The following is a 26998-nucleotide window of genomic DNA, read 5'->3' on the forward strand; positions in this document are numbered from 1 at the left end:
GGTCGCTGATGGGAGCATACTTCAGACGCCGGGAAGTTCCGCCTCCACGCGGGAGGTCAAGAGCGGAGGAACTGGAGCACCCTGTCGTTGACCACCTCGGCGGCTTCCATGGCGATCATGTGACCGATACCAGGAATAAGTTGTGCTTGCACAACTGGAATGCAACGCTGTGCCTGGCTGATGGCGCGGTGAGGGTCGAAGGTGGACTCCCGGCCGCCCACGAGCAACAGGACCGGGGTGCGGATGGTGCGGAGTTCCTCGTCGGTGAACGGCTTGGGGAAGACGCTGACGCGCGGGTCAGCGGCTTTGAAGTACCGGCCGCCGAGGATGAACTGCCGCGCAAAGTTATCGTCAAACTGGTAGCCGGGGGACATCATCCGCAAGGCAAGGCTCCCGGGAGGACCCATCGGTAGGTACGGTCCGATCTTGAGGAAGACGAGCACCGCCGGGGCGTACGGAGCAAGAGAACCGAATGGAGCCAGGAGCACCGTTTTTTCCACCCGCTGCGGCTCGTCGATGGTGAACGCGAGTGCTATCCACCCACCGAAGGACCAGCCGGCCAAGCGCGTGCGCTCGAGTCCGAGCCCGTCGAGGACGGAAGAGAGCCATTGCACGCAGTCTCCGCGGTCGCTAAGCAGTCTCGTCTGCTTGGATTTCCCCGCTTCAGTCATGATGTCGATGGCAAAGACACGGTAGCTGCTGCTCAGCGGGCCGGTGTTCAGCAACCACCCGGTTGAGCTGGTCCCGGTGGCGTGCAGCAGGACCAGGGGCGGCGCGTCGCGGTCACCGCTGGCAACTACCTGGGTGTTCCCGAACGGTGTTGGGATGGTGATTTCCTCGTACGGAACCGGCCACTGTGCCAACACCTTCTGGTAGGCCTGCAGGTAAAGGCGCTCAGAATCAGGGCTGCGGAATCCGGAGAGCTCACCCTGCCTTCGGCTGACCAGCCGCCGCGTCAGGAGTGCGATTGCCACACTTGCCATGGCCGCCACTGCCCCGGCACGCCTCGCCGGCGTTGACCACTGCTTCACGGCGTCCCCGTTCGGGCGGAGCTGAGGATCGAAGCAAGCACAAGGCCGGAGACCGGGAGACCCAGAAACCAGCCAAACCCTGCCCCCAGGAGCTGGACCGGTTCGGAGCCGGCGGCGAAACCCACCGCGAGGAGCCGCATTGAAACCCCGCTCAGCCGCAACGCCCAACGTCCAAGTCGCGCTCGCCCGTTGCCGACAACCGCGGGTGAGACAAAGAACAGGGCAAGGGTAAGGAAGACGCCCCATCCGGAGACGTTCAGGCTCCAACCTGCGGACGTCCTGTCAAGCTCACCGAAACCGATCAGCGAGACCTCGCCCAAATGACTCTGCTCTTCTGCCAACCGCACCACTGTCAGTTGCCGGAGGTAGGCAGACATGCTGACCGTTGCCCACATGCCGGCGGACACCAGCCCCAGCCGGGTCCAAAGCCGCCGTGCGGGCGGTATTGCTTCATGCAGACAGGCCAGGGTTACGACAAAGGAGAGCGGGATCAGAACGCCAATGAGTAGGTTGACAAGGTCAAGTTCTACTCCGACCACCGCGTCGAGGAATCGGCCCGCATCGAGAAACCATATGAGGACGGCGAACGCCCGTGCAGGCCAAGGGCCCATGGCCGAGTACGCTGGGTACGCAGTTCTCCTGCACGATGCCGCCGAGCCGTCCGGCCTGACCGCCGTTAAACCATTTCTCTGCTGACGCAGTAAGTCATCGAGCCTCATGCGCTCAGCCCTCCCGTGGCCAGCTTGCATTTCACGGCGGGAAGCGTGCTGGCCGCCACTGCCGTGTAGCTCCAGCACACAGCATTCGCGGGATGAACGGCAGAGGCAAAGGTCCCGCGGGAGCTCTCGGCAACGTCTGCGGGCGCCTCGGTCCACGGGTGTGGCTGCCCAATCAGGCGAGCTGTAGACCACTAAAGCGCAGTTGCTCCTTCTCGCGTTTGAGGAGGCAATCAGGTCCTTCCTGAGGACCGGTGGAACCACAGCGCCGCGCTAATCGCGTACGCGGGCATCAACAACCCGGCGGGCAGGCCGAATAGGAACTGGTTGGTGATGTAGGAGACCAATACGAGGACGGCAGCAGGACCGTTGGCGATAGCAAACCAACGGGGCCACCTACCCTTCCGGCCCGTAAAGGCAGCAGCCGTCAACATAGCCGCGACCCCCATTGATGTATACGCCGCCGCGTCAACCATCTGCAGGAAACTGCCCGGCTGGAAGATCAGGAGCTCGACCTCCCCCTGGGTGCCATTCATTACTCGCGGCTGCACAACGAACAGCCAGGTAAAGTAAACCAACTCCGCTAGCGCGGCGTAGACGGTCGCGAAGAGCATCGCACCGTGTGTCCAGACCCGTACCTCTGCCGGAGTGGAATAGTGGATGCTCACGGTCAGCAGTAAGAAGGCGGGCGCGATGAGAGTTGAGGCCCCTATAGGGATCCAAACGTCCCAAGGGGAAACCATGATCGGGTCTGCGAGAAAGCCGACGTCGAAAGTGATGTAAGTGATCGCAGTAGCGATCGCCGCCCAGAATCCGAGCATAAGCGCCGCCCTGGACGACTGATGGCCGCTGGTGGCCGAGTCCACGCTGGACTCTGGGTGGCTGGATATGGTCATGTCATCCAACTCATCCCTCAGCCCATGACCTGCTGGCCGACCCACCGCTCCAACGGCGGCACGAGCAGCAGCACCGCCACGAGACCGACCATCATCACGTGCACGAAAGCATTCCATGCGGTCGTCCCGATTGTCTCGCCGGCGCCTACAGCGGCAAACCAGTACGGCACGAGGGCAAGAAGCCCCAGCGCCGCGGAGACGAGTGCAGCGTATTCCCACCAACTCCATCGGGCGAACAATCCCCAGGTCGCGACGCAGAAACCAAGGATGGTTACCAGGGAAAGAACCATAGTGGTGTTCCACAAGGCCCCGGTGGTGTCCTGGCCGCGAGTAGCAAAAGCGGGAGTAAGCCAGAGCCAGCTGCTTCCGGCCATCAGCAGCGCGATACCGCCGAGGGTGCGAAGAGTGAACATAGTCAAGCCTTCCGTGCCAAACGCGTGGTTAATGGCCTCAGCCTTGCAGGCTCCCGCGAGCTGGCCTAGGGTCAAATGACCCGCAACCTCAGGACAAACAGGCCACTCCGGGCCCGGTCTTTGACTCTTATTCGCTGCGTTGCTTCCGAAAACTAGGGGTTTTGCACTTTGTCAGGGACGTGGCCGTTGCCCCAGCCTGCATCCTGACCCTGCCGGTGGCACTCAGGAGGGTGTCAGCAGCCCGTCAGCGCCCGTCGGGGCCGCTGCTGGCGGTAGAGATAACGGCCGGACTCCGTGAATCCTGCCCCGCTGTACAGCTGCTGGGCGGCATGATTGGCCGCCGTGACCAGCAACCAAAAGCTTTCAAGGCCGCGGGTGGCGCCTTCGGAGAGCAGCGCCTCGAGCACTATTGAAGCGTAACCGCGCCGGCGGTGTGATGCAGCCGCGGCCATGCAGTAGATCCCGCCGGTCCCCTCTACCATGGCGAGGCGTCCGACGGCGGCGGGGACGCCGTCGTCGTCCCTCACCAGGGCGTACAAGGAGGGGCAGCCTGCCAGGATTCTGCGGGCAGTGGCGAGGGCCTCCCCGCCACCCCGGCCGTCGACGCTCCACCAGAGCCTCAGCCATTCTGCCGAGGGCTCTGCTGCAAGCTCGACGCCGGAGTCCACACATGTGTTCCCGGCCGCTTCGGCTCCACGCCCCATGATCACAGTCTCCGACTGGCGGGTGAAGCCCTGTTCGTCGAGGAAGTCGTTGAGGCCGGAGTTGGCAGCCGTATCCGTGACCTGGAAGATCAGGGGCAACCGCCGCTGCCGGTACCACTGCATCGCCTCGCGCAGCGCGTCCACGGGCACCTCAGCAGTGCTCCGCGGCCACACCGAGTTGGCACGCTGGGTGACACCGGCGGCAGCGCGGAGGACCCACTCCCCCGTGTCGTGGCGCTCCAGGGAAGGCCACGCAGCATCCATCAGCGGCTCATAGCCGCAGGCTTGCTGACCCAAATGGACGGGGGCCACAGGTCCTCCTCTGTAGTTAAGCCTGAAGGCCCTCCCTTGCAGGAGAGCCTTCAGGCCAAACGGATTGCTGCTTTACTTGCCTTCTGCCGGCTTGGCTTCCGGCTTGAAGTCCACGCCGGCTTCCTTGCGCTGCTGCGGCGTGATGGGGGCCGGGGCCGCCGTCAGGGGATCGTAACCGTTGCCGGTCTTGGGGAAGGCGATAACGTCGCGGATGGATTCGACACCAGCCAGCAGTGCCACCACGCGGTCCCAGCCGAACGCGATCCCGCCGTGCGGAGGGGCGCCGTACTTGAAGCCTTCCAGCAGGAAGCCAAACTTCGTCTGGGCATCTTCCCGGTCGAGGCCCATCAGTTCGAAGACCCGTTCCTGGACATCGCGCTCGTGGATACGGATGGAACCGCCGCCAATTTCATTGCCGTTGCAGACGATGTCGTAGGCGTAGGACAGGGCAGACTCCGGGTCCTGGTCGAACGTGTCCAGGAACTCGGGCTTGGGCGAGGTGAATGCGTGGTGCACGGCCGTCCACTTGCCGGCGCCCACGGCCACGTCACCTGACGCAACCGCTGTGGCGGCCGGTTCGAACATCGGCGCGTCCACTACCCAGCAGAAGGCCCAGGCACTGGGGTCGATCAGGCCGGTGCGGTGGCCGATTTCGACGCGGGCAGCACCCAGCAGGGCCCGGGCTGCGGACTTCTCGCCTGCCGCGAAGAAGATGCAGTCGCCCGGCTTCGCGCCGACGGCATCCGCCAGTCCAGCACGCTCCGTGTCCGTGAGGTTCTTGGCGACAGGGCCCGCCAGTTCGCCGTCTTCCTTGAACAGGACATACGCCAGGCCCTTGTGGCCGCGCTGCTTGGCGAACTCCTGCCAGCCGTCCAAGGTGCGGCGCGGCTGGGAGGCGCCGCCGGGCATCACCACGGCGCCGACGTACGGAGCCTTGAATACACCGAAGTTGGTGTCCTTGAAGAACCCGGTGAGCTCGGTCAGCTCCACGCCGAAGCGGAGGTCGGGCTTGTCCGAGCCGTACCGTGCCATAGCGTCCGCGTAGGTGATCCGCTGGATGGGGGTAGGAATCTCGACGTCGATCAACTTCCACAGTGCCTTGACGATGTTCTCGCCGAGGGCAATGATGTCGTCCTGGTCCACGAAACTGGCTTCGATGTCGAGCTGGGTGAATTCCGGTTGGCGGTCCGCGCGGAAGTCCTCATCGCGGTAGCAGCGTGCGATCTGGTAGTACTTCTCAAAGCCGCCCACCTGCAGGAGCTGCTTGAAAAGCTGCGGGGACTGCGGCAGGGCGTACCAGGAACCCGGCGCCAGGCGGGCGGGGACCACGAAGTCCCGGGCACCTTCCGGCGTCGAACGCGTCAGCGTAGGGGTTTCAACCTCCACGAAGCCATCCTGGTGCAGCAGCTCACGGGCCACGCGGTTTGCCTCCGAGCGCAACCGGAGGTTACGGGCGGGGCCGGGCCTGCGCAGGTCCAGGTAGCGGTGCTTCAGGCGTGCTTCCTCGCCCACTTCAACGTGCTCATCGATCTGGAACGGAAGCGGCTCAGAGGTGTTGAGGATGACCACCTTGTCCGCCATGACTTCGATCTCGCCGGTGGCCAGCGCAGGGTTCTCATTGCCCTCCGGCCGCTTGGAGACGGTGCCGGTGATCTGCAGGACATACTCGTTGCGCAGGCCGTGGAACACTTCTTCCTCGCGGACCACCACCTGTGCCACGCCGGAAGCATCGCGCAGATCCACGAAAGCCACACCACCGTGATCACGACGGCGGCCCACCCAGCCAGCGAGGGTTACGGTTTGTCCAATGTGCTCGGAACGAAGGGATCCGAGGTCATGTGTGCGCAGCACAGCACGCCTTTCTGCGGGGTAACAGCGGGAAGTCATACAGGAAGTTAAATAGGATCGATCGGGGAACGATCCCGTTCGAGTTTACCCGCTACCCAAGGACAGTCACCGCATGAGCGCACACCAGGAGCTGCAACGCAAGCTTGGCACCTTCGACGCCACCACAATCGGCCTCGGTTCCATGCTCGGCGCAGGTGTCTTCGTTGTGTTCGCGCCTGCCGCCGCGCTGGCTGGAAATCTGCTGGTGGTTTCGGTGGTCCTCGCGGGGGCGGTGGCGTACTGCAACGCGGTGGCCTCCGCGGCTCTCGCTGCAAAATATCCCACCAGCGGCGGAACCTACGTTTATGGCCGCGAGCAGCTGGGTGAGTGGCCGGGATTCCTCGCGGGTTGGGGATTCATCACGGGAAAAACTGCCTCCTGCGCGGCGATGGCGCTGACATTTGGAAGCTATGTGGCCGGGAGTTACGCGGTCCCGGTGGCCGTTGCTGCTGTTGTGGCGTTGACCGTGGTGAACCTGCTGGGAATCACCCGCACGGCCCTGTTGACCCGGATCCTGCTGTGTATGGTGCTGGCCACCCTGGTGTTCGTTGCTGTGGCCGCGATAGTTGGGCCGCACCCTTCCGCGGCAGACACAAATGACCGGGACGGGCTTGGGGGCGTCCTGCCTGCCGCTGGCCTGCTGTTTTTCGCCTTCGCCGGCTACGCCCGGATCGCCACCCTTGGCGAGGAAGTGAAAAATCCTTCCCGTTCCATCCCGCGGGCCATCCTTGGCGCGCTGGCTTCGGCCTTTGCCATTTACCTGGCGCTGGCCTTGCTGCTCCTCAACCACCTTCCGGGTGGACAGCTTGCGGCCACGCAAACTCCTCTGCTGGAAGCCGTGCTGCAGTCGCAGTTGGCGGCCGGTGGCCCGGCAGTGCAGGCAGGCGCGGCGGCGGCGTGCCTGGGTGCGCTCCTCGCCCTCATCACCGGCGTGGGCCGCACCACCCTCGCAATGGCGCGGGAGCGCGACCTTCCCCGCCCGCTGGCCAGGATCGGCGGCAAGCACACGGTGCCGTACGTTGCGGAGCTGGCTGTGGCCGCCGTCATTATCCTGCTCCTGCTCACCACGAACGTCATGACGGTAGTGGGCTTTTCCAGCTTCGGCGTGCTCGTCTACTATGCGGTGGCGAACGCCTCCGCCTACACCTTGAAGGTGCACCCGGGGTACGCGCCCAAGTGGCTGAACGCCGTAGGCTTCCTGGGCTGCCTGCTGCTGGCCTTCACTCTTCCGGTTGCCTCCGTAGTGACCATGACGGCGGTCCTGGCCGCAGGGGTGGCGGGGCGCTGGCTGGTGCTGCGGTTCCGCCAATAACACCGACGGGCGCCGCCCGAGGGACAGACCCTGCTGCTTGGTTCAGGCTTTTACGGACGACAGCGGTTGGGCGACTTGTCGCTGCAGTACTGCCTGTCTGGGGCGCTGGGGTGGGTTATCCACATACAGCTGCCAAGCAGGCCCGGATCGCCGTGGCCTGCGACTTGGCAACACGTCAGGAGCAGGCCGCCGCGGGTGTGCCCGCCGATGAACCCGGCGCCGGGGTGGGAGCCGAAATCGCCCTGGCCCGGCGCGAGTCCCCGGCACGCGGCGCCAGGCTCCTGGGTCTGGCCAAAGCCCTGGTGGTCGAAATGCCCCACACCCTCGCAGCGCTTCAGAGCGGGCAGCTGAACGAGTGGTGCGCCACCCTGATCGTGAAGGAAACCGCCTGCCTGTCCGCCCAGGACCGGGCCGCCGTGGACGAGGAAATCGCCGCGGACACCGGCACCCTCGCCGGCGCCGGGGACCGCACCATCACCGCCGCCGTCCGGGCCGCCGCATACCGGCGCGACCCCCAATCCTTCGCACGGCGGGCTTCCCAGGCCATGGCGGAGCGTACCGTCAGCCTCCGCCCGGCACCGGACACCATGGCCTACCTGACCGCACTGGTCCCGGTCGCGCAGGGCGTCGCCGCCTACGCAGCCCTCACCCGCCACGCCGACACCCTGAAATCATCCGGCGACGAACGGTCCAAGGGCGCCATCATGGCCGACGAACTGATCGAACGCATCACCGGCACCCCCGGCGGCTACACCGGCATCGACCTCCAGCTCGTCATGACCGACCGCACCCTCTTCCAAGGCGACAGCGAACCCGCCCGCCTCACCGGCTACGGCATCGTCCCCGGCCAATGGGCCAGGAAAGCAGTCACAGGAGAACTGCTGGCTGGTGAAGGATCCGGAGCCGCAGCCACCGGAACACCTGGACCAAAAGATCCGGACACAGGAGCACACGGTTCTGGAGTTGCGGGCAATGCGGACACCACCAGGTTCAACGTCTGGGTCCGCCGGCTCTACACCGCACCAACCAATGGCGAACTCCTCGCGATGGACTCCAAGGCGAGGCTCTTCCCGCCCGGGCTCCGACGCTTCATCCAGGTACGGGACCACACCTGCCGCACCCCCTACTGCGACGCGCCCATCCGCCACCACGACCACATCATCCCCTGGCACAACAACGGCCCAACCACCAGCACCAACGGCCAAGGCCTCTGCGAAGCCTGCAACCACACCAAAGAAAACCCCGGCTGGACAACCCGGACACTTACCCGTCCAGGCCAGCGGCACTCCGTGGAAACCCGGACACCCACCGGCCACACCTACCGCTCAACCGCGCCACCTTTGCCGGGGTGGTCCGTGACTTCAAGCCCGCCAGTCCGAACGCCAGTGGCCGGCCTGGCAGCGTCTGCAGAGGCTAGGCCGCGCCGCCGTCGCCGTGAGCACCCGCGGCTCTAAACCGCGGATGCCACCGGAGCTGTCGAGGACACCTGTACGGTCAGATCCTCTACCGGCGGGGTCCAGGTCTCCGGGAATGCCACCACCTGGTCGCCGGTGCGGAGGTCCTTGACCTGGTGAGTGCCGTCGTCGTCCGTGAACCAGACGAAGGGGATGCCGCGGCGGTCGGCGAATTTGATCTGTTTGCCGAACTTGTCCGCCTTGGCTGCCACTTCCGTGGGGATTCCGCGGCTGCGCAGCTGGGCGGCCACGTCCTGGGCGGCACTCCAACTCTCGTCGTGAGTCAGGGCAACAAGCACAGCGGTTGGGACCGAGCGGGAGGCTTTGGCCAATTCCTGGCTGAGGATGCGGGAGACCAGCCGGGTGACGCCGATCGAAAGACCCACACCCGGGAACTTCCGGTTGCCCTTCGAGGCCAGCGCGTCGTAGCGGCCACCGGAACAGATGGAGCCGAGCTGCTCGTGACCCACCAGGACCGTCTCCACCACGGTGCCGGTGTAGTAGTCCAGGCCGCGGGCGATGCTGAGGTCGGCCAAAACCTTGCCGGGAGCACGTTGAACAGCGGCGTCGATGACCTGTTCCAGCTCGCTCAGGCCTTCCTCGAGCAGCTCATTGCTGACTCCCAAGGCGCGCACCTGTTCCACGAAGGAGGTGTCCTCAGTTCGGATTCCCGCCAGCTCCAGGGCCTTCTGCGCCTGCTGGTCCGTTGCACCCAGTTCCGCCATTAGCAACTCGGCAACCTTCACGGGACCGATTTTTTCGAGTTTGTCGATGCTGCGCAGCACGCCGGCCGTATCCTCCAGCCCAATGCCCCGGTAGAAGCCCTCGGCGAGTTTGCGGTTGTTGACCCGCAGGCGGAAGTCCGGGATGGGAAGGGCGTTCAGGGCCTCTGCGATGACCAGCGCGATTTCGACGTCGTAGCGGAAGGGCAGTTCACCGTCCCCCACCACGTCGATATCCGCCTGCGTGAATTCACGGGCGCGGCCTTCCTGCGGACGCTCGCCGCGCCAGACCTTCTGGATCTGGTAGCGGCGGAACGGGAAGGCGAGGTAGCCGGCGTTCTCCACCACGTAACGGGCGAACGGAACGGTCAGGTCAAAGTGGAGTGCAAGCGCGTGCGGATCCGCTTTGCCGCCCTTGACAGGATTCTCGCTCTCGTCCTCCTGGAGCCGGCTGAGACCGTACACTTCCTTGTCAATTTCACCCTTGCGCAGCAGTTGCCCCACCGTTTCGACCGCCCGCGTCTCAATGGAAGCGAAACCGTGCAGCTCAAATACCCGGCGCAGCGTATCCAACACATGCAGCTCCACCAACCGTTCCTCGGGAAGCCACTCGGGGAATCCGGACAGGGAGGCGGTGCGTGCCATGGTGGATTTTCTCCTCTTGATAAGAGTGCCTGGGACTTGCCCGCGGCCCGAAACGGGCCTGGAACGGCGGCAGTCCAGCCAGTCATGCATAAACTATGTGCGGCAGTCAGTTTATGCGTCATCCGCCAGCATCTCTAATGCAGGGGAACCGCAGGGCTCGGCGGTCAGACACCTGCTCCCGGGGCCCCGCGCCACGCAATGCAGCAGCCCGACAATAAGGAGGACCCTTGGCGGCCAGTCCACGAAGCGCCCGCGAAGCAAAGCGGCGCATCCAGCAGATGGAAGCCAAGCGCGAGCTGCGCCGGGACCAGGAGAAGCGGCGCAAGCGCGACAACCTGATCGCCGCCGGCGCCGGAACTGCCGCCGTGGTGCTCGCCGTCGTCCTCCAATTGACGGCCTTCGCGGGCAACCCCAACGAGGAGGAGTTTGCTGCCGCCGAGGCCGGGCTGTCCAGTCCTTCCGCGTCCGAAAGCCCGTCCGCGCAGGCGACCAACGGCCCCAACATCCCTGCTGCCGAAACGGCCGCCGGCAAGACCTTCAGCGGCGAGCTGGTACTGAACGGCAGCCCGCTGGCCGTGGAACTGGACGGCACAAAAGCGCCACAGGCCGCCGCTGTTTTTAAGTCGCTCAGCGACGAAGGCTATTTCAATGCCAAGGCCTGCCACCGTCTCACCACGGGTGAGACGTTCGGGCTGCTGCAATGCGGCGCCTCCGGTCCCGAAGGGCAGGGCGATCCCGGCTACACATGGGGCCCCCTGGAGAACACACCCGCCGATAATACTTATCCGGCCGGAACCATCGCCGTGGCCCGAACCGGCAACAACGCCTTTGGGAACGGAAAGCAGTTCTTCGTCGTCTACAAGGACACTGTCATTACGGCAGACAGCGCCGGTGGCTACACCGTGGTGGGGAGGGTGACTTCCGGCCTTGATGTGGTATCGAATATAGCTGCAGCCGGGATTACACCGGGCAGCAGCGACACAGACGGCACACCTGTGGAACCAGTCACGATAGACTCGTTTTCTCTGAAGTAGGAAGCCCGGCCTCATAGGCTGCGGTGCAGGACCTGAGTATTTTCCTCCAAGCGAAAGACTTTTAGCGGTGACAGACAGTCAGAAATCCGACGAAACAGCAACAGACCTGACCGAGACGGCGGCGCCCGCCCCCGAGGAAGCAGCTGAAGCAACCAGCACCCCGGCAGCGGAAGCTCCCGTGGAAACCTCCCAAACAGCCGGCACCTCGGCAGCAGAAGCCCCCGAGGAAACATCCGAAGAGGCCAGCACCCCGGCAGCAGAAGCCCCCGAGGAAAGTGCCCCGGAAAACAAGGCTCCGGCACCGGCACCCCGCCCGGCGCCCTCCCCGGCCGCCTTTGCTTCCCGGCCGAAACCAGCCGCCGCACCCGCCGCAGCACCCGTCCCCGCAGCGCCCGCAACGTCGCTGGCAGAAGCGTCCAAATGGGGCCGCGTTGAGGGCGACGGACACGTCTTTTTGAACATCGACGGCGCTGAGCATCCCGTGGGCCAGTACCCGGGAGTCAGCAACGACGAGGCCCTGGCCTACTTCGCGCGGAAATATGACGACGTGGTGGCCCAGATTGTGCTGCTCGAACAGCGCGTCAGTTCCAAGGCCCCCAGCACCGACATGCAAAAGACTGTCACCCACCTGCGCGAGCAGCTCGCCGAGCGCAACATGGTGGGGGACCTCCGCTCAGCAGAGGCGCGCCTCGATAAGTTGTCCACGCAGATCGCTGAACTCGAGCAGGCGGAGAAGGCTGAGCACGACGCCGTCCGCGCCTCCGAGCTCGCTGCGCGCGAGGCCATTGTGGCCGAGGCCGAACAGATTTCCGGACAGGATCCCGCCCAGACGCAGTGGAAGACTTCCAGCGCCCGGATGAACGAACTGTTCGAGACCTGGAAGGCGGCCCAGAAGAGCGGAGTCCGCCTGGGCCGGAGCAACGAGGACGCCCTGTGGAAGCGGTTCCGTGCCGCCCGCACTGTTTTCGACCGCCACCGCCGCGCCTACTTCTCACAGTTGGACAGCAACAACTCTGCTGCCAAGTCCACCAAGGAAAAGCTGATCGCCGACGCCGAAGCGCTGTCAACCTCCACCGACTGGGGCTTCGCAGCTGGAGAATACCGGCGCCTGATGGACCAGTGGAAGGCCTCACCGCGGGCCAGCCGCAAGGACGACGACGCCCTCTGGGCCCGGTTCCGTGCCGCCCAGGATGCCTTCTTCACGGCGCGCCAGGCGGCAAATGATGAGATTGACCATGAATACGCCGCGAACCTCACGGTCAAAGAAGCCCTCCTGACCGAAGCCAACGCCATTCTCCCGGTGAAGGACCTGGCAGCTGCCAAGAAGGCCCTGCAGTCCATCCGGGACCGCTGGGAAGAGGCGGGCAAGGTGCCGAGGGCGGACATGGGACGCGTCGAGGCCGGGCTGCGCAAGGTGGAAGATGCGGTCCGCCACGCCGAGGAAGAGCAGTGGCAGCGGTCCAACCCTGAGCGGAAGGCACGCACCAACAGCGCCCTTTCGCAGCTGGAGTCCGCCATCGCCGGGCTTCAGGAAGACCTTGCCAAGGCTGAGAAGTCCGGCGACCAGCGCCGGATCAAGGCTGCCCAGGAAGCCCTGGAAGCACGGCAGGCCTGGCTGGACCAGATCCAGCGGTCGGCCAGCGAACTGGCCTAGGCCTTTTACCGACAGGCACAGGCCCGGTTCCGGTTATCCACATAACCGGAACCGGGCCTGTGCCTGTTAACGGTGGCGGGGCAGGATTGGTGGATGGCGACACCAACGGCTCCTCCCGCCGCCACCCACGGCGTGGATTCCTCCTCCGGCGCAGAATCAGTACCGCGTTTCCCTGAGCTTTATGCCCCGGGCATGCCCTTTGCCTTCCCGGAGCTTCAGTCGCTGGCCGCCGATGGCCTGCTGACACGGTTCCATCAGCACGGCTATGCGCTGCCCGGAACCCATGCCACCCCGCAACTCCGGGCACGGGCGGCAGCAGGGGCAGTTCCTGCAGCGGTCCGCCAACGGGTAGTGGCCGGGCGCATGACGGCGGCGTGGATCTATGGCTGTGCGGGCGAGCCGGACCGGCTGGCGCTGCTGGTGGATGCCAAGCGCCGTGTCTCCAGTCTCCGGAACACCAGGGGCTGTACTTTGCACGAGGTAAAGCTCGGGCCCTTCGACGTCGTCAGCCTGGGCGGCTTGATGGTCTCCAGTCCCCTGCGCACTGCGCTCGACGTCGCCCTTCATGTAGACGCAGAAAAGGCCATCCCCACCCTGGAAAGTTTGCTGGCCCGCCCGCAGAACGATGTACGCCTGCGGTTGCTGGTTCTCGCCATCGAAGCGAGTCCCCGGGTACCCCACAAGAGGGCAGCACTGGGAAAGCTTGCGCAGTTAGCTCCGGCGCTTATTCCCCGTGGTGCGGTAAACGTCAAAAACGCCGTCGATCCGGCGGACAGCACTCAGGACGTGGTGCAGGTACTTGGGGTCGCCCATCTCGAAGGCGAACTTTGAGATGGCAACCCGGTCACTGGAGGTATGGACGCTGGCAGCCAGGATGTTTACGTGGTTCTCGGACAGCACACGCGTAACGTCAGACAGCAGCGACTTCCGGTCCAGCGCTTCAACCTGGATTTCCACGAGGAACACACTGGACTGCGTAGGCGCCCAGTCCACATCAACGATCCGGTCCGGCTGGTCCTTCAAGTCGGAGATGTTGGTGCAGTCCGTCCGGTGCACGGATACGCCCGAGCCCCTGGTCACAAACCCGAGAATGGGATCAGGCGGAACAGGAGTGCAGCAGCGCGCCAGCTTCACCCAGACGTCGCCGACGCCACGGACCACAACGCCGGAATCGGAGAAGCGTGCCTTCGTGACCTGGGTGGGAATGCTGACTTCGGTGATGTCGTCATCGGCGCTCTCGTTGCCGCCGAGGCTCTCGACGAGCTTCTCCATGACCGCCTGGGCGGAGGTGTGCCCATCACCCACGCCGGCATAAAGGCCGGAGATGTCGACGTACTTAAATTCCTCAGCAACTGCGGCCAGCGCCTCATGCGTCATCAGGCGCTGCAGGGGAAGGTTCTGCTTCCGCATGGCACGGGTGAGGAGTTCCTTGCCGCGGTCGATCGCCTCTTCACGGCGTTCCTTGCTGAACCACTGGCGGATCTTGTTGCGTGCCCGGGCGCTCTTGACAAAGTGCTGCCAGTCCTGGCTGGGCCCTGCTCCTTCGGCCTTGGAGGTGAAGATCTCCACCCAGTCGCCGTGGTTCAACTCGCTGTTGAGCGGAACCAGCTTTCCGTTGACCCGGGCGCCGATAGTCCGGTGTCCCACTTCGGTGTGGACGGCGTAGGCGAAGTCCACCGGAGTGGAACCGGCAGGCAGGGCCATGACCTCACCCTTTGGGGTGAAGACAAACACTTCGCGCGCATTGATCTCGAACCGCAGGGAATCGAGGAACTCACCCGGATCCGACGTTTCCTGCTGCCAGTCCACCAGGGAGCGCAACCAGCCCATGTCGCCGTCGCGCGGGCTGCCAGGGCCCACTGCGGTGCGGTTGGGCTGGTCCTTGTACTTCCAGTGCGCGGCCACACCGTACTCGGCGCGGCGGTGCATTTCGTGGGTGCGGATCTGGATTTCCACCGGCTTGCCGCCGGGACCGATCACGGTGGTGTGCAGCGACTGGTACATGTTGAACTTGGGCATCGCGATGTAGTCCTTGAACCTGCCGGGCAGCGGATTCCAGCGCGAGTGCATGGTGCCGAGGGCGGCGTAACAGTCCCGCACGGAGTCCACCAGGACACGGACCCCCATCAGGTCGTTGATGTCGTCGAAGTCCTTGTCGCGGACCACCATCTTCTGGTAGATGGAGTAGTAGTGCTTGGGACGGCCGGTGATGGTTGCCTTGATTTTGGCGGTGCGGAGATCTTCGGTGATCTGGTCGCGGATGACGCTCAGGCTCTTCTCCCGCTCGGGGGTCCGGTCCCCCACCATGCGGACGATCTCTTCGTACACCTTGGGGTACAGCGCCGCGAAGGACAGATCTTCCAGTTCCCACTTGATGGTGTTCATGCCCAGCCGGTGCGCCAGCGGGGCAAAGATTTCCAGGGTTTCACGCGCTTTGCGGGCGGAGGATTCGGCGGAGACGAAACGCCAGGTGCGGGCGTTGTGGAGCCGGTCGGCGAGTTTGATCATCAGCACCCGGATGTCCTTGGCCATGGCCACGACCATCTTGCGGACTGTCTCGGACTGCGCGGCCTCGCCGAAGCTGACCTTGTCCAGCTTGGTGACCCCGTCCACGAGCATCGCCACTTCGGGCCCGAAGTCGCGCTTCAGGTCGGCGAGTGTGTACGGGGTGTCCTCCACCGTGTCATGCAGGAGTGCGGCTGCCAGGGTGGTCCCGCTGAGTCCCAACTCGGCGAGGATGGTGGCCACCGCCACCGGGTGGGTGATATACGGATCACCGCTCTTGCGTTTCTGCCCGCGGTGGCTTTGCTCTGCCACGTCGAACGCGCGCTGGATGAGGTCGAAATCCTCTTTGGGATTGTTGGCCCGGACCGTCCTCAGCAAAGGCTCAAGGATAGGTGAATAGTTTGCGGTACCGCGGCCTGTCAAGCGGGCAAGCCGGGATCTGGTGCGTTCCCGTCGGCCTGGAAAAGTGGGGCGGGAACCGGAGTCCACGGGTACCAATGAACCTGCGCGCGCAGAAGCGGCCGCGCCGGTCTGCACACCGGCCGGACCCTGATCTCCTTGTGCCGTCGGCAGCGACGCAGAACGTTCTTCCAATGAAGCACCCCTCATGACCGTTTAATTACCCCAGTCTATTCCTCAGCGCACTGACTTTTATAACCGGCGCTTAAAACCAGTAGGGGCCGGGCAGCGTCAGGATTCTGACGCTGCCCGGCCCCTACACAACGCGCTAAGCCTGTGCCGGCTCCACCGGAGCAGTGGACCGGACCGCAGCGGCACGCCGCTGCTCCACCCGCTTGGCCTGCTTGACGAGGTCCGGCTCATTCTGGCGCAGCCAGGCATACATGGGAGCGGCTACGAAAATCGTGGCCGCAGTACCGATCAGGATGCCGACGAACAGCGCGAGCGAGAGGTCGCGCAGTGTTCCCGCCCCCAAGAGGCCGGCGCCGATGAACAGAATGGCGCCCACCGGGAGGATGGCAACCATCATGGTGTTGATCGAGCGCACCAGGGTCTGGTTCACGGCAAGGTTGACTTCCTCCGCGAAGGTGCGTCGCGTTGACGCGTCGAGGTCAGCCGTGTTCTCACGGATCTTGTCGAACACCACCACCGTGTCATAGAGGGAGTAGCTCAGGACGGTCAGGAACCCGATGATGGCCGACGGGGTGACTTCGAAGTCGCTGAGGGCGTACACCCCGGCTGTCACGAACATGGTCACCGCCATGCCGGCGATGGCGGAGAGTGACATCTTCCAGGTGCGGAAGTACAGAGCCATCAGCACCGCGGCAAGGAGCACAAAAACCACCAGGCCGATCAGTGCCTGCTTGGTGACATCAGCGCCCCACGTGGGTCCGACAAACGTCGAGGTCACTTCGTTGTCCGTGACTCCGTACGCTGTTGTCAGGCCCTCCTTGATGCGAAGAGTCTCATCGTCCGTGAGTTTGTCGGTCTGGATCCGCATGGTTGTCCCGGCCACGTTGGCGACCCGGGGGACGCTTCCGGTCACCACGTCCGTCACGGCCTTCTCGCCCAGAGCGGCGTCCGTGGTCTGGACGTTCGAGACCGTGAACTCGGACCCGCCGCGGAACTCGATGCCGAGGTTGAAGCCGCCCTTTGCAACCGGGATGAGAATCGACAGGGCAACGGCCACCGCTGCAATGATGAACCAGATCTTCTTGGCTCCTACAAAGTTGTAGGAGCGCTTGCCGGTGTAGAGCTCGTTACCGAAAGTCGCGAAGCTTGGCATTACTTGTTCTCCTTCGCTGCAGACTTCGATGAACCTGCCAGCTGCTCCTGCTTCTGCGCCAGTCGGCGTTCGGCAATGGTCATCCGGCGTTCCGCCTCGGCTGCGGCGCCTGCATTCTTGGTACGGACAGCGATGGCCGGCCGTTCCTCAGGCGTCCGGAGGCGGCCGGCACCGCGGTACAGCGGAACGGCGCCGAGCCGCTTGGGGTCGAGGCCGGAGAACCGGTGTCCTTCACCGAAGAAGCGGGTGCGGGCCAATAGTTGCAGCGTGGGGTGGGTGAACATAAATACCACGATGAGGTCGGCGATGGCGGTCAGGCCCAGGGTGAAGGCGAAGCCGCGCACGTTGCCGACGGCCACGAAGTACAGGACCAGGGCCGCCAGCAGGTTGACTGCCTTGGAGGCCAGGACGGTCCGCTTGGCACGCTTCCAGCCGTTCTCGACGGCGGACACCAGCCCGCGTCCCTCACGGAGCTCATCGCGGATGCGTTCGAAGTAGACGATAAACGAGTCTGCCGTCTGGCCGATGGCCACGATGATGCCGGCCACGCCGGCCAGGGACAGCCGGTAGTTTTCCGTCCAGCCCAGGATGGCGATGGCCAGGTAGGTCAGGATGCCGGCCACCACCAGCGAGGCGATGGTTACAAAACCGAGGGCCCGGTACTGGAACAGCGAGTAGACCACCACCAGCAGCAGGCCGATCAGGCCCGCGAGCAGGCCCATGCGCAGCTGCTCACCGCCGAGGGTGGCGGAAATCTGCTGTTCGCTCTGAATTTCGAAGCTGATGGGCAGGGCGCCGAACCGGAGCTGGTCAGACAACGCCTTCGCGGTCTGCTCCGTAAAGCCGCCGGTGATCTGCGGGCGGCCATCGGTGATAACGGCCAGCGAACGCGGAGCGGAGATGACCTGGTCATCGAGAACGATGGCGAACTGTGCCTTGGGGTCATTGCCCGATTCCCCGCCGCCAGCCACATAGAACTGGTTCAGGCGCTCGGTGACCTCTTTGAATTTGGCCGTGCCTTCGTCGTCGAACTGGATGTTGACTGCCCACTCGTTCGTGACGGCACCCTGTGCACCCTGCTGGAGCTGGAAGGAGGAGGTGACGATGTTGCTTCCCTTGACCTCCACGGGACCCAGGATGTACTTGATCGCGGGGTTGGTCCCGGATGCAGGTTCACAGGTGACCAGCGGCTTGGCCGGGTCCGAGCGTTCCTGCTCGTCCTGGGACGGGTTGTCGCAGTCAAGGGCTTCGAACTGGCGGTAGATTTCCGGCGTGATCCAGTTGGTGTCGCTGCTGTTGGCGGGTTCCGCCGTCGGCTTGGGCAACTGGTCTTCCGGTGCCCGCCCCTCCTCAGGGACGGCAGCGCCTGCCCCGTTGAGCAGGACCGGGCGGAAGTTCATGTCGGCGGAGGCTTGGATCAGGTCGCGCGTCTGGCTTGAGGGGGTGCCCGGAAGGCTGACCACCACATTGCGCCCCGACTGGGTGCTGATCTCGGCTTCGGCAACACCGGAACCGTCCACGCGCTGGCGGATGATCGCCACAGCCTGGTTGAGCTGTTCTTCATTGATGTCCGAACCGCCCTCAACCTTGGGCGCCAGGATCATCTGGGTGCCGCCTTCGAGGTCCAGGGCCAGCTTCGGCGCCCAGCTTGCCTTCCCGGCCATGGTGCCGCCGGCCAGGACAGCGGTCAGCGCGACGATGATTACGCCGAGCCAGACCAGGACCCTGAGGCCTGGTTTCTTAAGGCCAGTTCGTGCCATTGTTGATCTTTCTCTTATTCACGGAGGAACCGCCGGGGCCTGGTGATGCCGGCACCGGCGGCGTTCCACAGCCGTCGAGGTGTTGAACAGCGCTAAAGGGGACTAGTTGTCCTTCTTGCCCTCATCATTGAGGCGCTTCAGGGTCTCGTCCGGCGTCTCGGCCTGCTGGGCCGGAGTTCCAGTTTCCTGTGCTGCGTGTTCCTGTGCCGCGTGTTCTTGTCCGGTGAGTGACGAAGCATCGTCAGGCACTGCGGGGGAAGTAACTTCCGGCGCAGCGGCCGGCTCCATGACCTTGGTGACAGCCTGCCGGTGCACAGTGGCCAGGTTGCCGGGGGAAAGTTCCAGGGTGACTTTGTTTTCCGCCTCGTCGATGTCCACGATCCGCCCGAAGAGGCCGAAACTGGTCATGACATCGACGCCCGGGCCGAACTTCGACTGGAGTTCCGCCTGCTGCTGCTGCGTCTTCTTGTTGCGGCGGAACATCATGAAGATGAACACGCCGAGCATGACGAACAGGAGAATTGACATTGGATCCAAGGGGAATTCCGTCCTTTAAATTGCCTAGCTGATTTTCCAGCAACATCGGCTTCGCTCCGGCCGGGGCAGAACTATCAGGCAGGCAGAGGCCTGACGGGTTCCTTCCCCAGCGACGCGGGCGGCGTGTGCCGCCCACGAAACAAAGACCCGAACGTGCCGAGCGTCATACCAGTCTAAAGGGAAAAGCTGAAGGGAGCCTGCTATTGGCTTTCCGGGGCCCAGTCTTCGGTGCCGTCGGCGCCGTCTCCCGCGGTATCGAAAAGGTCCAGCGGCTCCTGCCCGAACACTCCGGACGGGACGGCGTAGCCGAGGTGGGTCCAGGCCGGAGCCATGGCGATCCTGCCCCGCGGCGTGCGTCCCAGCAGCCCCTCGCGCACCAGGAAGGGTTCGGCCACCGTCTCCACCGTCTCCGTTTCCTCACCGACTGCGATGGCCAGGGTGGACAGGCCCACGGGGCCGCCGCCGAACTTGGTGATCAGCGCTTCGAGGACTGACCGGTCCAGCCGGTCGAGGCCCTTCTTATCCACTTCATACATGTCCAGGGCTGCGGACGCTGCCCGCGCATCAATCTGTTCGATGCCATGCACCAAAGCCCAGTCACGGACGCGCCGCAGCAGCCTGTTGGCGATACGGGGAGTGCCCCGGGAACGGCCGGCGATCTCGCTGAATCCGGCGGAGTTGACCTTCAGGTCCAGCAGCCCGGCGGAGCGCCGCAGGACAAGCTCAAGCTCGGCCACTGAATAGAACTCCAGGTGCCCGGTAAAGCCAAACCGGTCGCGCAGCGGTCCCGGCAACAGGCCGGCACGGGTGGTGGCGCCGACGAGAGTGAAAGGAGGGAGTTCGAGCGGGATGGCCGTCGCCCCGGCGCCCTTGCCCACCACGATGTCCACCCGGAAGTCCTCCATGGCCATGTAGAGCATTTCTTCAGCCGGCCGGGACATCCGGTGGATTTCGTCCAGGAACAGGACCTCGCCCTCGGACAGGGAGGAAAGGATGGCAGCGAGGTCGCCGGCGTGCTGGATGGCGGGGCCGCTGCTGATCCGCAGCGGCGCGTTCATCTCGGAGGCCACAATCATGGCCAGTGTTGTCTTGCCGAGCCCGGGCGGGCCCGAGAACAGTACGTGGTCGGCGCTCCGGCCGCGCATGCGGGACGCCTGCAGCACCAGCGACAGTTGCTTCCGCACCCGGTGCTGGCCAACAAAGTCGTCGAGGTTCTTGGGCCGGAGGGCGGCTTCGATGGCCCGCTCTTCCGGCTCCTCCCCCGCGGCCACCAGCGACTGTTCAACCACGGCTGCCTACGCGGTTGCCGGCCCGTGCCCCGTCCTGGCCCAGCCAGCGGAGGGTGGTGCGCAGGATCTCAGGCACGTTCCCGCGGAAAGATACCTCGGGATCGTCGGCCAAGGCCTTGTCGATGCTCGAGGAGGCGTCTTTTGCGGACCAGCCGAGGCTTGCCAGCGCGGCCACCACCTGGGGCTTCCAGGCGGCTTCCGCGGCGGTAGGTGTATTCGCTGAACCGGCAGTGCCGTGCGGCACCAGTTTTCCGGCGAGCTCCAGGACGATCCGGCCGGCCACCTTGGGACCGATGCCGGGCACTTTTGTGAAGGTTTTGCTGTCGCCGGTGTGTGCCGCCACCCGGATGGCCTCCGGATCATGCACGGCAAGAACCGCAAGTGCCAGCCTGGGGCCAACCCCGCTGACACTGAGCAGGATGTCGAAAACTTCCCGTTCGTCGTCGGACGCGAAGCCAAATAGCGTTAGGGAATCCTCACGCACGATCAGGGACGTGAAGAGCTGGCCCTCCTCTCCGGCACGGAGCCTGCTGAGGGTCTGGGGCGTGGCGTTAACACTCATCCCCGCACCGTTGAGGTCGATTACGGCCGTGGACAGGCCTACGTGCGCGACGGTTCCGCGAAGGAAACTGATCAAGGCCGGGCTCCTGGTGTACTGCCGGGCTGCCACCTGGAAAGAGGGCAGGACCGGCTATCCGAACATATCTACGAATACCCTAGCAAGCAGCCAGGACAATCAACGGGCACGCCGCACCTTCGCTTCGGCTTCGGCCCATGCCCGTTGCGCCGGCGTCAGCGACGAACTGCCGGGCCCGGTGGTGGCAACAGCCGCCCCGCTGCCTGCCCGCCAGGCATGGGTAATAGCCAGCGCCAGGGCGTCCGCCGCGTCGGCCGGGCGCGGCGGTGCATCCAGCCGGAGGATCTTGGTGACGAGCTTGGTCACCGCGTCCTTGTTGGAGGAGCCGCTGCCCGTTACCGCTGCTTTGACTTCCGACGGCGTGTGCAGGGCCACGGGGATTCCGCGGCGCGCTGCGGCGGCAATCACCACGCCGGACGCCTGGGCAACCCCCATCACGGTGCTGACGTTGAGCTGGGAAAAGACGCGTTCGACGGCGAGGACCTGGGGTTCGTAGCGGTCCAGCCATTCGTCGATGGCCAGGGCGATCACCAGGAGCCGCTGGTCCAGGGTTTCCCCTGGCGAGGTTCCCACGACCCCTACGGCCACCATGGTGGCGCGCCTGTTCCGCTCCACGTCCACTACGCCGATGCCGCAACGGGTCAGTCCGGGGTCAACCCCCAGTACGCGCAGCGTCACGGGCGTCCGGTTCCCGCAGCAAGCCGGAGAACAGCAGGAGTCGAGGGTTCAGCAGGCACCGCCGGATGTCACTCGGATTCCAGGGCAGCCTGGACTTCGTCACTGAGGTCGGCGTTGCTGTAGACGTTCTGGACGTCGTCGAGGTCTTCCAAGGCGTCAACCAGCTTCATGAACTTCTTGGCGGCTTCCAGGTCCAGGGGCACTTCCATGGACGGGACGAACTCGGCCTCGTCCGTGTCGTACTCGATCCCTGCATCCTTGAGTGCATCGCGGACAGCCTGCAGGTCCTTCGGATCCGAGTGGATTTCGAATGAATCGCCGTTGTCCTTGACTTCCTCGGCACCGGCGTCGAGGACAGCCATCAGGACGTCATCCTCCGTGAGCTCCTTCTTGGGCAGGGATACCACGCCCTTGCGGCTGAAGAGGTAGCTGACCGAACCGGGATCGGCGATGGTGCCGCCGTTGCGGGAGATGGCCAGGCGGACTTCCGAGGCTGCGCGGTTCTTGTTGTCCGTCAGGCACTCGATGAGCAGCGCCGAACCCTGCGGGCCGCGGCATTCGTACATGATCTCGGTGTAGTCCACCACTTCGCCGGTCAGGCCGGCGCCACGCTTGATGGCGCGGTCAATGTTGTCAGCCGGAACGGAAGTTTTCTTCGCCTTGGTGACAGCGAGTTCCAGGCCCGGGTTGCCGGAGAGGTCCGGGCCCCCCATACGGGCAGCGACTTCGATGTTCTTGATCAGTTTGGCGAACGATTTTGCACGGCGGCTATCGAGGATGGCCTTCTTGTGCTTAGTCGTCGCCCATTTGGAGTGGCCTGACATGCTTTACGCTTCTCCTCTGATCATGCGGATAAAAAGTTCGTGTACGCGTTTCTCCCCAGTCACTTCCGGGTGGAAGGAGGTGGCCAGCAGGTGGCCGGAACGCACTGCAACAATTCTAGCCGTCCCCGGCAGCGGAACTGCGTGGGACGCGTGCTCCGGATCCGCCGGTTCCACCTGGGCCAGGATCTCAACATCCGGTCCTACGCGCTCCACCCAGGGTCCGCGGATGAAGACGGCGTGGACGGGGGGAACCCCGGATTCCGTGGCGCTGAAGTCCAGTCCCTTGAAGTCCAGGTCCGTCTCGAATGACTCGCGCTGCCGGCCGAACGCGTTGCGGCGCACGGTGATGTCCAGCCCGCCGAACGTCTGCTGCGGAGCTCCGGAAAGGTCCGTGGCTGGATCGGCGATGTCAGAGGCCAGCAGGATCATGCCGGCGCAGGAACCGTAAACCGGCAGCCCTTCAGCGATGCGCTCCTTCAGCGGCCCGGCCAGGTCGAAAGCGCGCGCGAGCTTATCGATGGCGGTGGATTCACCGCCGGGAATGACGAGGCCATCCAGGCCGTCCAACTCCTTCGGGCGGCGGATTCCCACCGCCTCCGCGCCGGTTGCTTCGACGGCCCGGAGGTGTTCACGGAAGTCACCCTGGAGCGCCAGCACGCCGATCCTCAGACCGGAACCTGCGCGCGCCGAAGCAGCTGAAAGCGAATTTGTCATCCATCCAGCATACGGCGCCGTCGCTTTCCGGCCGGCCGCAAGGCCGTCCCCGGCGGCAGCTGTATACCGTTGCTGGGATATATTCGAACCATGTTCTCCTTCAGCGTTCCGCTCGGCAAGCTGGTCCGCCGGGCCTCCCGGCTCCGGGGCGGCGGGTCTGCCTTTCCAGGGCTGGTGGTCGAAAAAATTGATCCCGGCTTCATGCGGCGGACCCTCACCACCCTCCCCCACGGCGTCGCCGTCGTCAGCGGCACCAACGGCAAGACAACCACCACGAAAATGGTGGTGGAGCTGCTGGAGAGCCAGGGGCTGAAGGTCTTCACCAACCGCACCGGCAGCAACTTCACCCGCGGCGTGGCAGCGGCCCTGCTCGGCGAAGTGGACTGGCGCGGCCGGCTCGACGCCGACGTTGCGGTCCTGGAACTGGACGAGGCCCACGCCGTTCATTTCGTCAACAGTGTGCCCCCGCGCTACTGCCTCCTCCTGAACGTCCTCCGCGACCAGTTGGACCGTTTCGGCGAGATCGACAAAACAGCCCAGCTGCTCCAGCACATCGCAGCGAAAACCACGGAAACGGTGGTGCTGAACCGCGAGGATCCACGCGTCGCCCGGATCGCCGCAACGCTGACGGGCCAGGAGGTCAAGTACTTCGGCCTGGACGATTCGCTGCTGGGAACTTTCCCCAACGACGACGACATGCGCGCCGCTCCCGGAAGTCCTGCCCCCGGGGGACTTCCGGAGAAGCCCGCTGCCGACGTCGTACTCCGCAAGGTCGGCGCGGACAGCGCTGTATTCGAGTACGACGGCGGCACTGTCACCACCGGCATGAAGCTGCGCGGCGTGTACAACATCTTTAATGCGGCGGCGGCGCTGACGCTTGCGCGCAGCATTTGTGGCGGGGGCGCGGCCGCCGCGAACCATGCCACCCTGCTGGAGGCACTCTCCCAGGTTCAACCGGCATTTGGCCGCGGCGAGAGCCTCACCGTGGACGGGCAGCCGTTGGACCTCGTCCTGGTGAAGAACCCGAGCGGCTTCCGGCTGGGGCTGAAGTCCTTTCCCGCCGGCGGCTACGCCACCATGATCGCCATCAACGACAACTACGCCGACGGCCGCGACATGTCCTGGCTGTGGGACGTGGAATTCGACTCGCTGCGCGAGGGCGGAGTGGACCAGGTCACCGGATCGCGTGCCTACGACATGGCGTTGCGCCTGCAGTACGACGACGTCCCGATCGCGGCCGTGGAGACCGACATCGCGCCGGCCCTGGCCGCCTTCATCAGGGAGGCCCACGGCAAACCCAAGCGCATTTTTTGCACCTACACCGCCATGCTGGCGATCCGCCGCGAGCTGTCCAAAATCACCACCGTGGAGGTTGTCTCTTGAGCCAGTCAGGCGCGAATCCCGCTAGGGAAAGCTCCGAGAGCAAGGGCACCATCCGCGTGGTGCAGCTGTATCCGCGGGACATGAACATTTACGGCGACTGGGGCAACGCCCTGGTTCTGCAGCAGCGGCTCCGCTGGCACGGGTACACCCCGGAACTGCTCGAATACAACGTGGGAGATCCATTCCCCGATGACGTGGACATCATTCTGGGCGGCGGCGGCCAGGACAGCGGACAGCTGGTCATCCAGGACGACCTGCAGTCGCGGGCGGCAATCCTGAAGGACCTCGCCGAGGACGGCGCCCCGATGCTGGTCATCTGCGGGCTCTACCAGCTTTTCGGACACTTCTTCAAGACGCGCACCGGGGCGGTCATCCCCGGCATCGGCGTCCTGGACGTGGAAACCCACGGAACCGACGAACGCCTCATCGGCAACGTCAAGGTGGCCACGCCCGAGTTCGGCGAAGTCCTCGGCTACGAGAACCACAGCGGCCAGACCAGGCTCGGCAGCGGAGTGCGGCCCCTCGGCACCGTTCCCAAGGGCACCGGAAACAACAGCAGCGACGGCCAGGAAGGCGCCCGGTACCGCAACATCGTGGCGAGCTACCTGCACGGATCGCTGTTGCCGAAGAACCCGGCGATCGCGGATTTCCTGATCCGGACGGCTGCGGAGCGGAAGTTCGGGACGTTCGAGCCGGGCCACCCGGATGACCATTTCGCGGAGCTGGCCAGGGAACACGCAGCACGCCGGCCGCGCTGAGGGCAGTGCGTCACCCGTTCAGCGCCAGTTGAAATACTCGCGGTGGATGTTGGCCCGGCGGACGCCTGCGGCACGGAAGCCCTTCCTGAATTGGCGCAGCATGGTGTCCGGACCGCCCATGAAAACGGAGAGCTCCCGCGGATCGGCCTTCACAGCGTCCAGTACCCGTTGCGGAGTCAATCGGCCACCGGTGCTGGTGTCGACCAGATGGACGGTCAGCCGCGGGTGGTCTTTCGCGATCAATCCGATCTCCTCGGCAAAGGGCGAACGGCCGGCTGAGGTGACAAAAAAGTCGACAGTTTCCGTGAGCTCCCCGTCGAGGGACCGAAGCCAGCTCAGGAATGGCGTGATGCCCACACCACCGGCGATCCACACCTGGCGGGACGTTCCCGCCCGGCGGTCAAACCTGCCGTAGGGCCCGCTGACCACTGCGGGCATGCCAGGCTGGACGACGTCCGGAAGCTTGGTCGTATGGTCTCCCAGCGCCTTCACGGTGATCCGGATGCCTTGGCCGCCCCGCGCTCCCGAAATCGAGAACGGATGCCGCTGCCAGCCATCCTTTGTTTCGAGGTAGATCATCGCGAACTGTCCCGGCCTGAAGTCCAGGGGCTTCCCCAACGGCTTCAGGTGTACATCGACCAGGCCGGGCTCCACGGTCCTGATGTGGTCCACCTGGTAGTCGTGATACGGCAGGAAATGGCGTGCCAGCAGTTCCCGGTAGCCATAGAACGCCAGCCCGGTACCGCCGATGGCCACATAGCTCCAGCGGAGCACCGGGGTAGCTTCGAAGGCCGTGGCGTCCAGCAGCCCGTGCAGGAAGCCGGCAGCCACAAACAGGCCCGTCAGCCGGTGAAAGCCGCGCCACCGTTCATAACCCCCGAGGATCCGCGCGACCAGCCGCACCGCCCTTGTGTCCCGCGTTCGCAGTACGACGTCGTGAAGCGCCGCGGGCAGCATCGTTCGCCAACGCGGCAGGATGGCCCAGACAATGAGCGCGGACAGGCCCACGGCTGCCGGAACCGCCAGTGCCTTACCCAGGCTGGTGGCGTGCGGATTGGCTGCCAGCTCCACGTGGGGCACCAAAAGGACCGTCCCCGCGATGGCGACCCGGCGGTGCCAGATTGCTGCGTAATCGATGCCGCCAAAAAGCGCCTCGACGTGCGGGAGAGTACTGATCAGCACCAGCGCGATGGACATGAGCAGGATGGATTCGCCGCCGAACAGCTGGCCGAGGTGGCCCGCCATCGGCTCGCCCGGCGGGCGTACCAGCAACCAGAGCACCCCGTACCCGACAGCGAGGAAGCCGATGGCCAACGGACCCATCAGCCGGACGGGCACCCCGAAGATTGCCGCGCGCCTGTGCGGGTTGGCCGGCTGGATGCCGGACAC

24 protein-coding genes are annotated in these 26998 nt (G+C 64.9%); 7 read left to right on the plus strand and 17 right to left on the minus strand.

Features of this window, described 5'->3' with window-relative positions; translation table 11 throughout:
- Positions 1-56 precede the first annotated feature (56 nt).
- The 6 genes from FBY31_RS03890 to aspS form a co-directional block, all read right to left on the minus strand.
- The gene (locus FBY31_RS03890) at positions 57-983 is read right to left on the minus strand and encodes an alpha/beta fold hydrolase (RefSeq protein ID WP_160142438.1); all 927 of its coding nucleotides are present in this window, start codon (positions 981-983) and stop codon (positions 57-59) included.
- 44 nt (positions 984-1027) lie between these two features.
- Positions 1028-1642 carry a hypothetical protein gene (locus FBY31_RS22790; protein WP_160142439.1) on the minus strand — a complete coding sequence of 205 codons (615 nt, stop codon included), beginning with the start codon at positions 1640-1642 and terminating at the stop codon, positions 1028-1030.
- Positions 1643-1980: 338 nt separating this feature from the next.
- Complete coding sequence (locus FBY31_RS03895) at positions 1981-2643, minus strand: hypothetical protein (RefSeq protein WP_142037140.1); 663 nt, start codon at positions 2641-2643, stop codon at positions 1981-1983.
- A gap of 17 nt (positions 2644-2660) precedes the next feature.
- Positions 2661-3056 (minus strand): hypothetical protein, encoded by a 396-nt coding sequence (locus FBY31_RS03900; RefSeq protein ID WP_142037143.1) that lies wholly within the window; start codon positions 3054-3056, stop codon positions 2661-2663.
- 233 nt (positions 3057-3289) lie between these two features.
- Entirely contained in the window at positions 3290-4024 is a 735-nt protein-coding gene (locus tag FBY31_RS03905) for a GNAT family N-acetyltransferase (protein ID WP_142045025.1), read from the minus strand.
- A gap of 120 nt (positions 4025-4144) precedes the next feature.
- The gene (aspS, locus tag FBY31_RS03910; RefSeq protein WP_142037145.1) at positions 4145-5923 is read right to left on the minus strand and encodes an aspartate--tRNA ligase; all 1779 of its coding nucleotides are present in this window, start codon (positions 5921-5923) and stop codon (positions 4145-4147) included.
- Positions 5924-6032: 109 nt separating this feature from the next.
- On the opposite strand from aspS, the gene FBY31_RS03915 reads away from it, so the two are divergent.
- Together FBY31_RS03915 and FBY31_RS03920 are read left to right on the plus strand one after the other, a co-directional pair.
- A complete protein-coding gene (locus FBY31_RS03915) occupies positions 6033-7271 on the plus strand; it encodes an APC family permease (protein WP_142037148.1) in 1239 nt (412 codons plus the stop codon).
- Positions 7272-7360: 89 nt separating this feature from the next.
- On the plus strand, positions 7361-8725 hold the full coding sequence (locus FBY31_RS03920; RefSeq protein ID WP_235013170.1) for an HNH endonuclease: 1365 nt from the start codon (positions 7361-7363) through the stop codon (positions 8723-8725).
- Here the strand turns inward: FBY31_RS03920 and hisS are convergent.
- Positions 8722-10092, minus strand: a complete 1371-nt coding sequence (gene hisS / locus FBY31_RS03925; RefSeq protein WP_142037151.1) for a histidine--tRNA ligase — start codon at positions 10090-10092, stop codon at positions 8722-8724. The two genes, FBY31_RS03920 and hisS, sit on opposite strands and share 4 nt — an antisense overlap.
- 227 nt (positions 10093-10319) lie before the next feature.
- On the opposite strand from hisS, the gene FBY31_RS03930 reads away from it, so the two are divergent.
- The 3 genes from FBY31_RS03930 to FBY31_RS03940 all read left to right on the plus strand — a co-directional run bounded on the left by FBY31_RS03930 (position 10320) and on the right by FBY31_RS03940 (position 13611).
- Positions 10320-11126, plus strand: a complete 807-nt coding sequence (locus tag FBY31_RS03930; RefSeq protein ID WP_142037154.1) for a peptidylprolyl isomerase — start codon at positions 10320-10322, stop codon at positions 11124-11126.
- Positions 11127-11193: 67 nt separating this feature from the next.
- Complete coding sequence (locus tag FBY31_RS03935) at positions 11194-12780, plus strand: DUF349 domain-containing protein (RefSeq protein ID WP_142037156.1); 1587 nt, start codon at positions 11194-11196, stop codon at positions 12778-12780.
- 93 nt (positions 12781-12873) lie between these two features.
- A complete protein-coding gene (locus FBY31_RS03940) occupies positions 12874-13611 on the plus strand; it encodes a type IV toxin-antitoxin system AbiEi family antitoxin (protein WP_142037159.1) in 738 nt (245 codons plus the stop codon).
- Here the strand turns inward: FBY31_RS03940 and FBY31_RS03945 are convergent.
- The 9 genes from FBY31_RS03945 to pdxT form a co-directional block, all read right to left on the minus strand.
- The gene (locus FBY31_RS03945; RefSeq protein WP_142037162.1) at positions 13492-15879 is read right to left on the minus strand and encodes a RelA/SpoT family protein; all 2388 of its coding nucleotides are present in this window, start codon (positions 15877-15879) and stop codon (positions 13492-13494) included. The two genes, FBY31_RS03940 and FBY31_RS03945, sit on opposite strands and share 120 nt — an antisense overlap.
- A gap of 133 nt (positions 15880-16012) precedes the next feature.
- Entirely contained in the window at positions 16013-17029 is a 1017-nt protein-coding gene (gene secF / locus FBY31_RS03950) for a protein translocase subunit SecF (protein ID WP_142037165.1), read from the minus strand.
- Entirely contained in the window at positions 17029-18789 is a 1761-nt protein-coding gene (secD, locus tag FBY31_RS03955; RefSeq protein WP_142037168.1) for a protein translocase subunit SecD, read from the minus strand. The genes secF and secD overlap by 1 nt, the downstream gene beginning before the upstream one ends.
- A 102-nt stretch (positions 18790-18891) precedes the next feature.
- Entirely contained in the window at positions 18892-19317 is a 426-nt protein-coding gene (yajC, locus tag FBY31_RS03960) for a preprotein translocase subunit YajC (protein WP_142037171.1), read from the minus strand.
- Positions 19318-19526: 209 nt separating this feature from the next.
- Positions 19527-20615 (minus strand): Holliday junction branch migration DNA helicase RuvB, encoded by a 1089-nt coding sequence (gene ruvB / locus FBY31_RS03965; protein ID WP_142037174.1) that lies wholly within the window; start codon positions 20613-20615, stop codon positions 19527-19529.
- On the minus strand, positions 20608-21252 hold the full coding sequence (gene ruvA / locus FBY31_RS03970; RefSeq protein WP_142037177.1) for a Holliday junction branch migration protein RuvA: 645 nt from the start codon (positions 21250-21252) through the stop codon (positions 20608-20610). Before ruvA ends, ruvB begins: the two co-directional genes overlap by 8 nt.
- A 99-nt stretch (positions 21253-21351) precedes the next feature.
- A complete protein-coding gene (gene ruvC / locus FBY31_RS03975; protein ID WP_142037179.1) occupies positions 21352-21930 on the minus strand; it encodes a crossover junction endodeoxyribonuclease RuvC in 579 nt (192 codons plus the stop codon).
- Positions 21931-21998: 68 nt separating this feature from the next.
- Positions 21999-22754, minus strand: coding sequence for a YebC/PmpR family DNA-binding transcriptional regulator (locus FBY31_RS03980; protein WP_142037182.1), 756 nt, complete (start codon positions 22752-22754; stop codon positions 21999-22001).
- 3 nt (positions 22755-22757) lie between these two features.
- On the minus strand, positions 22758-23468 hold the full coding sequence (pdxT, locus tag FBY31_RS03985; protein ID WP_142037185.1) for a pyridoxal 5'-phosphate synthase glutaminase subunit PdxT: 711 nt from the start codon (positions 23466-23468) through the stop codon (positions 22758-22760).
- A 90-nt stretch (positions 23469-23558) separates the two neighbouring features.
- Here pdxT and FBY31_RS03990 point away from each other — a divergent pair, with 90 nt between their 5' ends.
- The gene (locus FBY31_RS03990) at positions 23559-24851 is read left to right on the plus strand and encodes a Mur ligase family protein (protein WP_142037189.1); all 1293 of its coding nucleotides are present in this window, start codon (positions 23559-23561) and stop codon (positions 24849-24851) included.
- Entirely contained in the window at positions 24848-25609 is a 762-nt protein-coding gene (locus tag FBY31_RS03995; RefSeq protein ID WP_142037192.1) for a type 1 glutamine amidotransferase, read from the plus strand. The genes FBY31_RS03990 and FBY31_RS03995 overlap by 4 nt, the downstream gene beginning before the upstream one ends.
- Before the next feature lie 18 nt (positions 25610-25627).
- Here FBY31_RS03995 and FBY31_RS04000 read toward each other — a convergent pair whose 3' ends face one another.
- Positions 25628-26998 carry a ferredoxin reductase family protein gene (locus FBY31_RS04000; RefSeq protein ID WP_235012924.1) on the minus strand — a complete coding sequence of 457 codons (1371 nt, stop codon included), beginning with the start codon at positions 26996-26998 and terminating at the stop codon, positions 25628-25630.

This window comes from Arthrobacter sp. SLBN-100, from assembly GCF_006715305.1.
Lineage (GTDB): Bacteria > Actinomycetota > Actinomycetes > Actinomycetales > Micrococcaceae > Arthrobacter.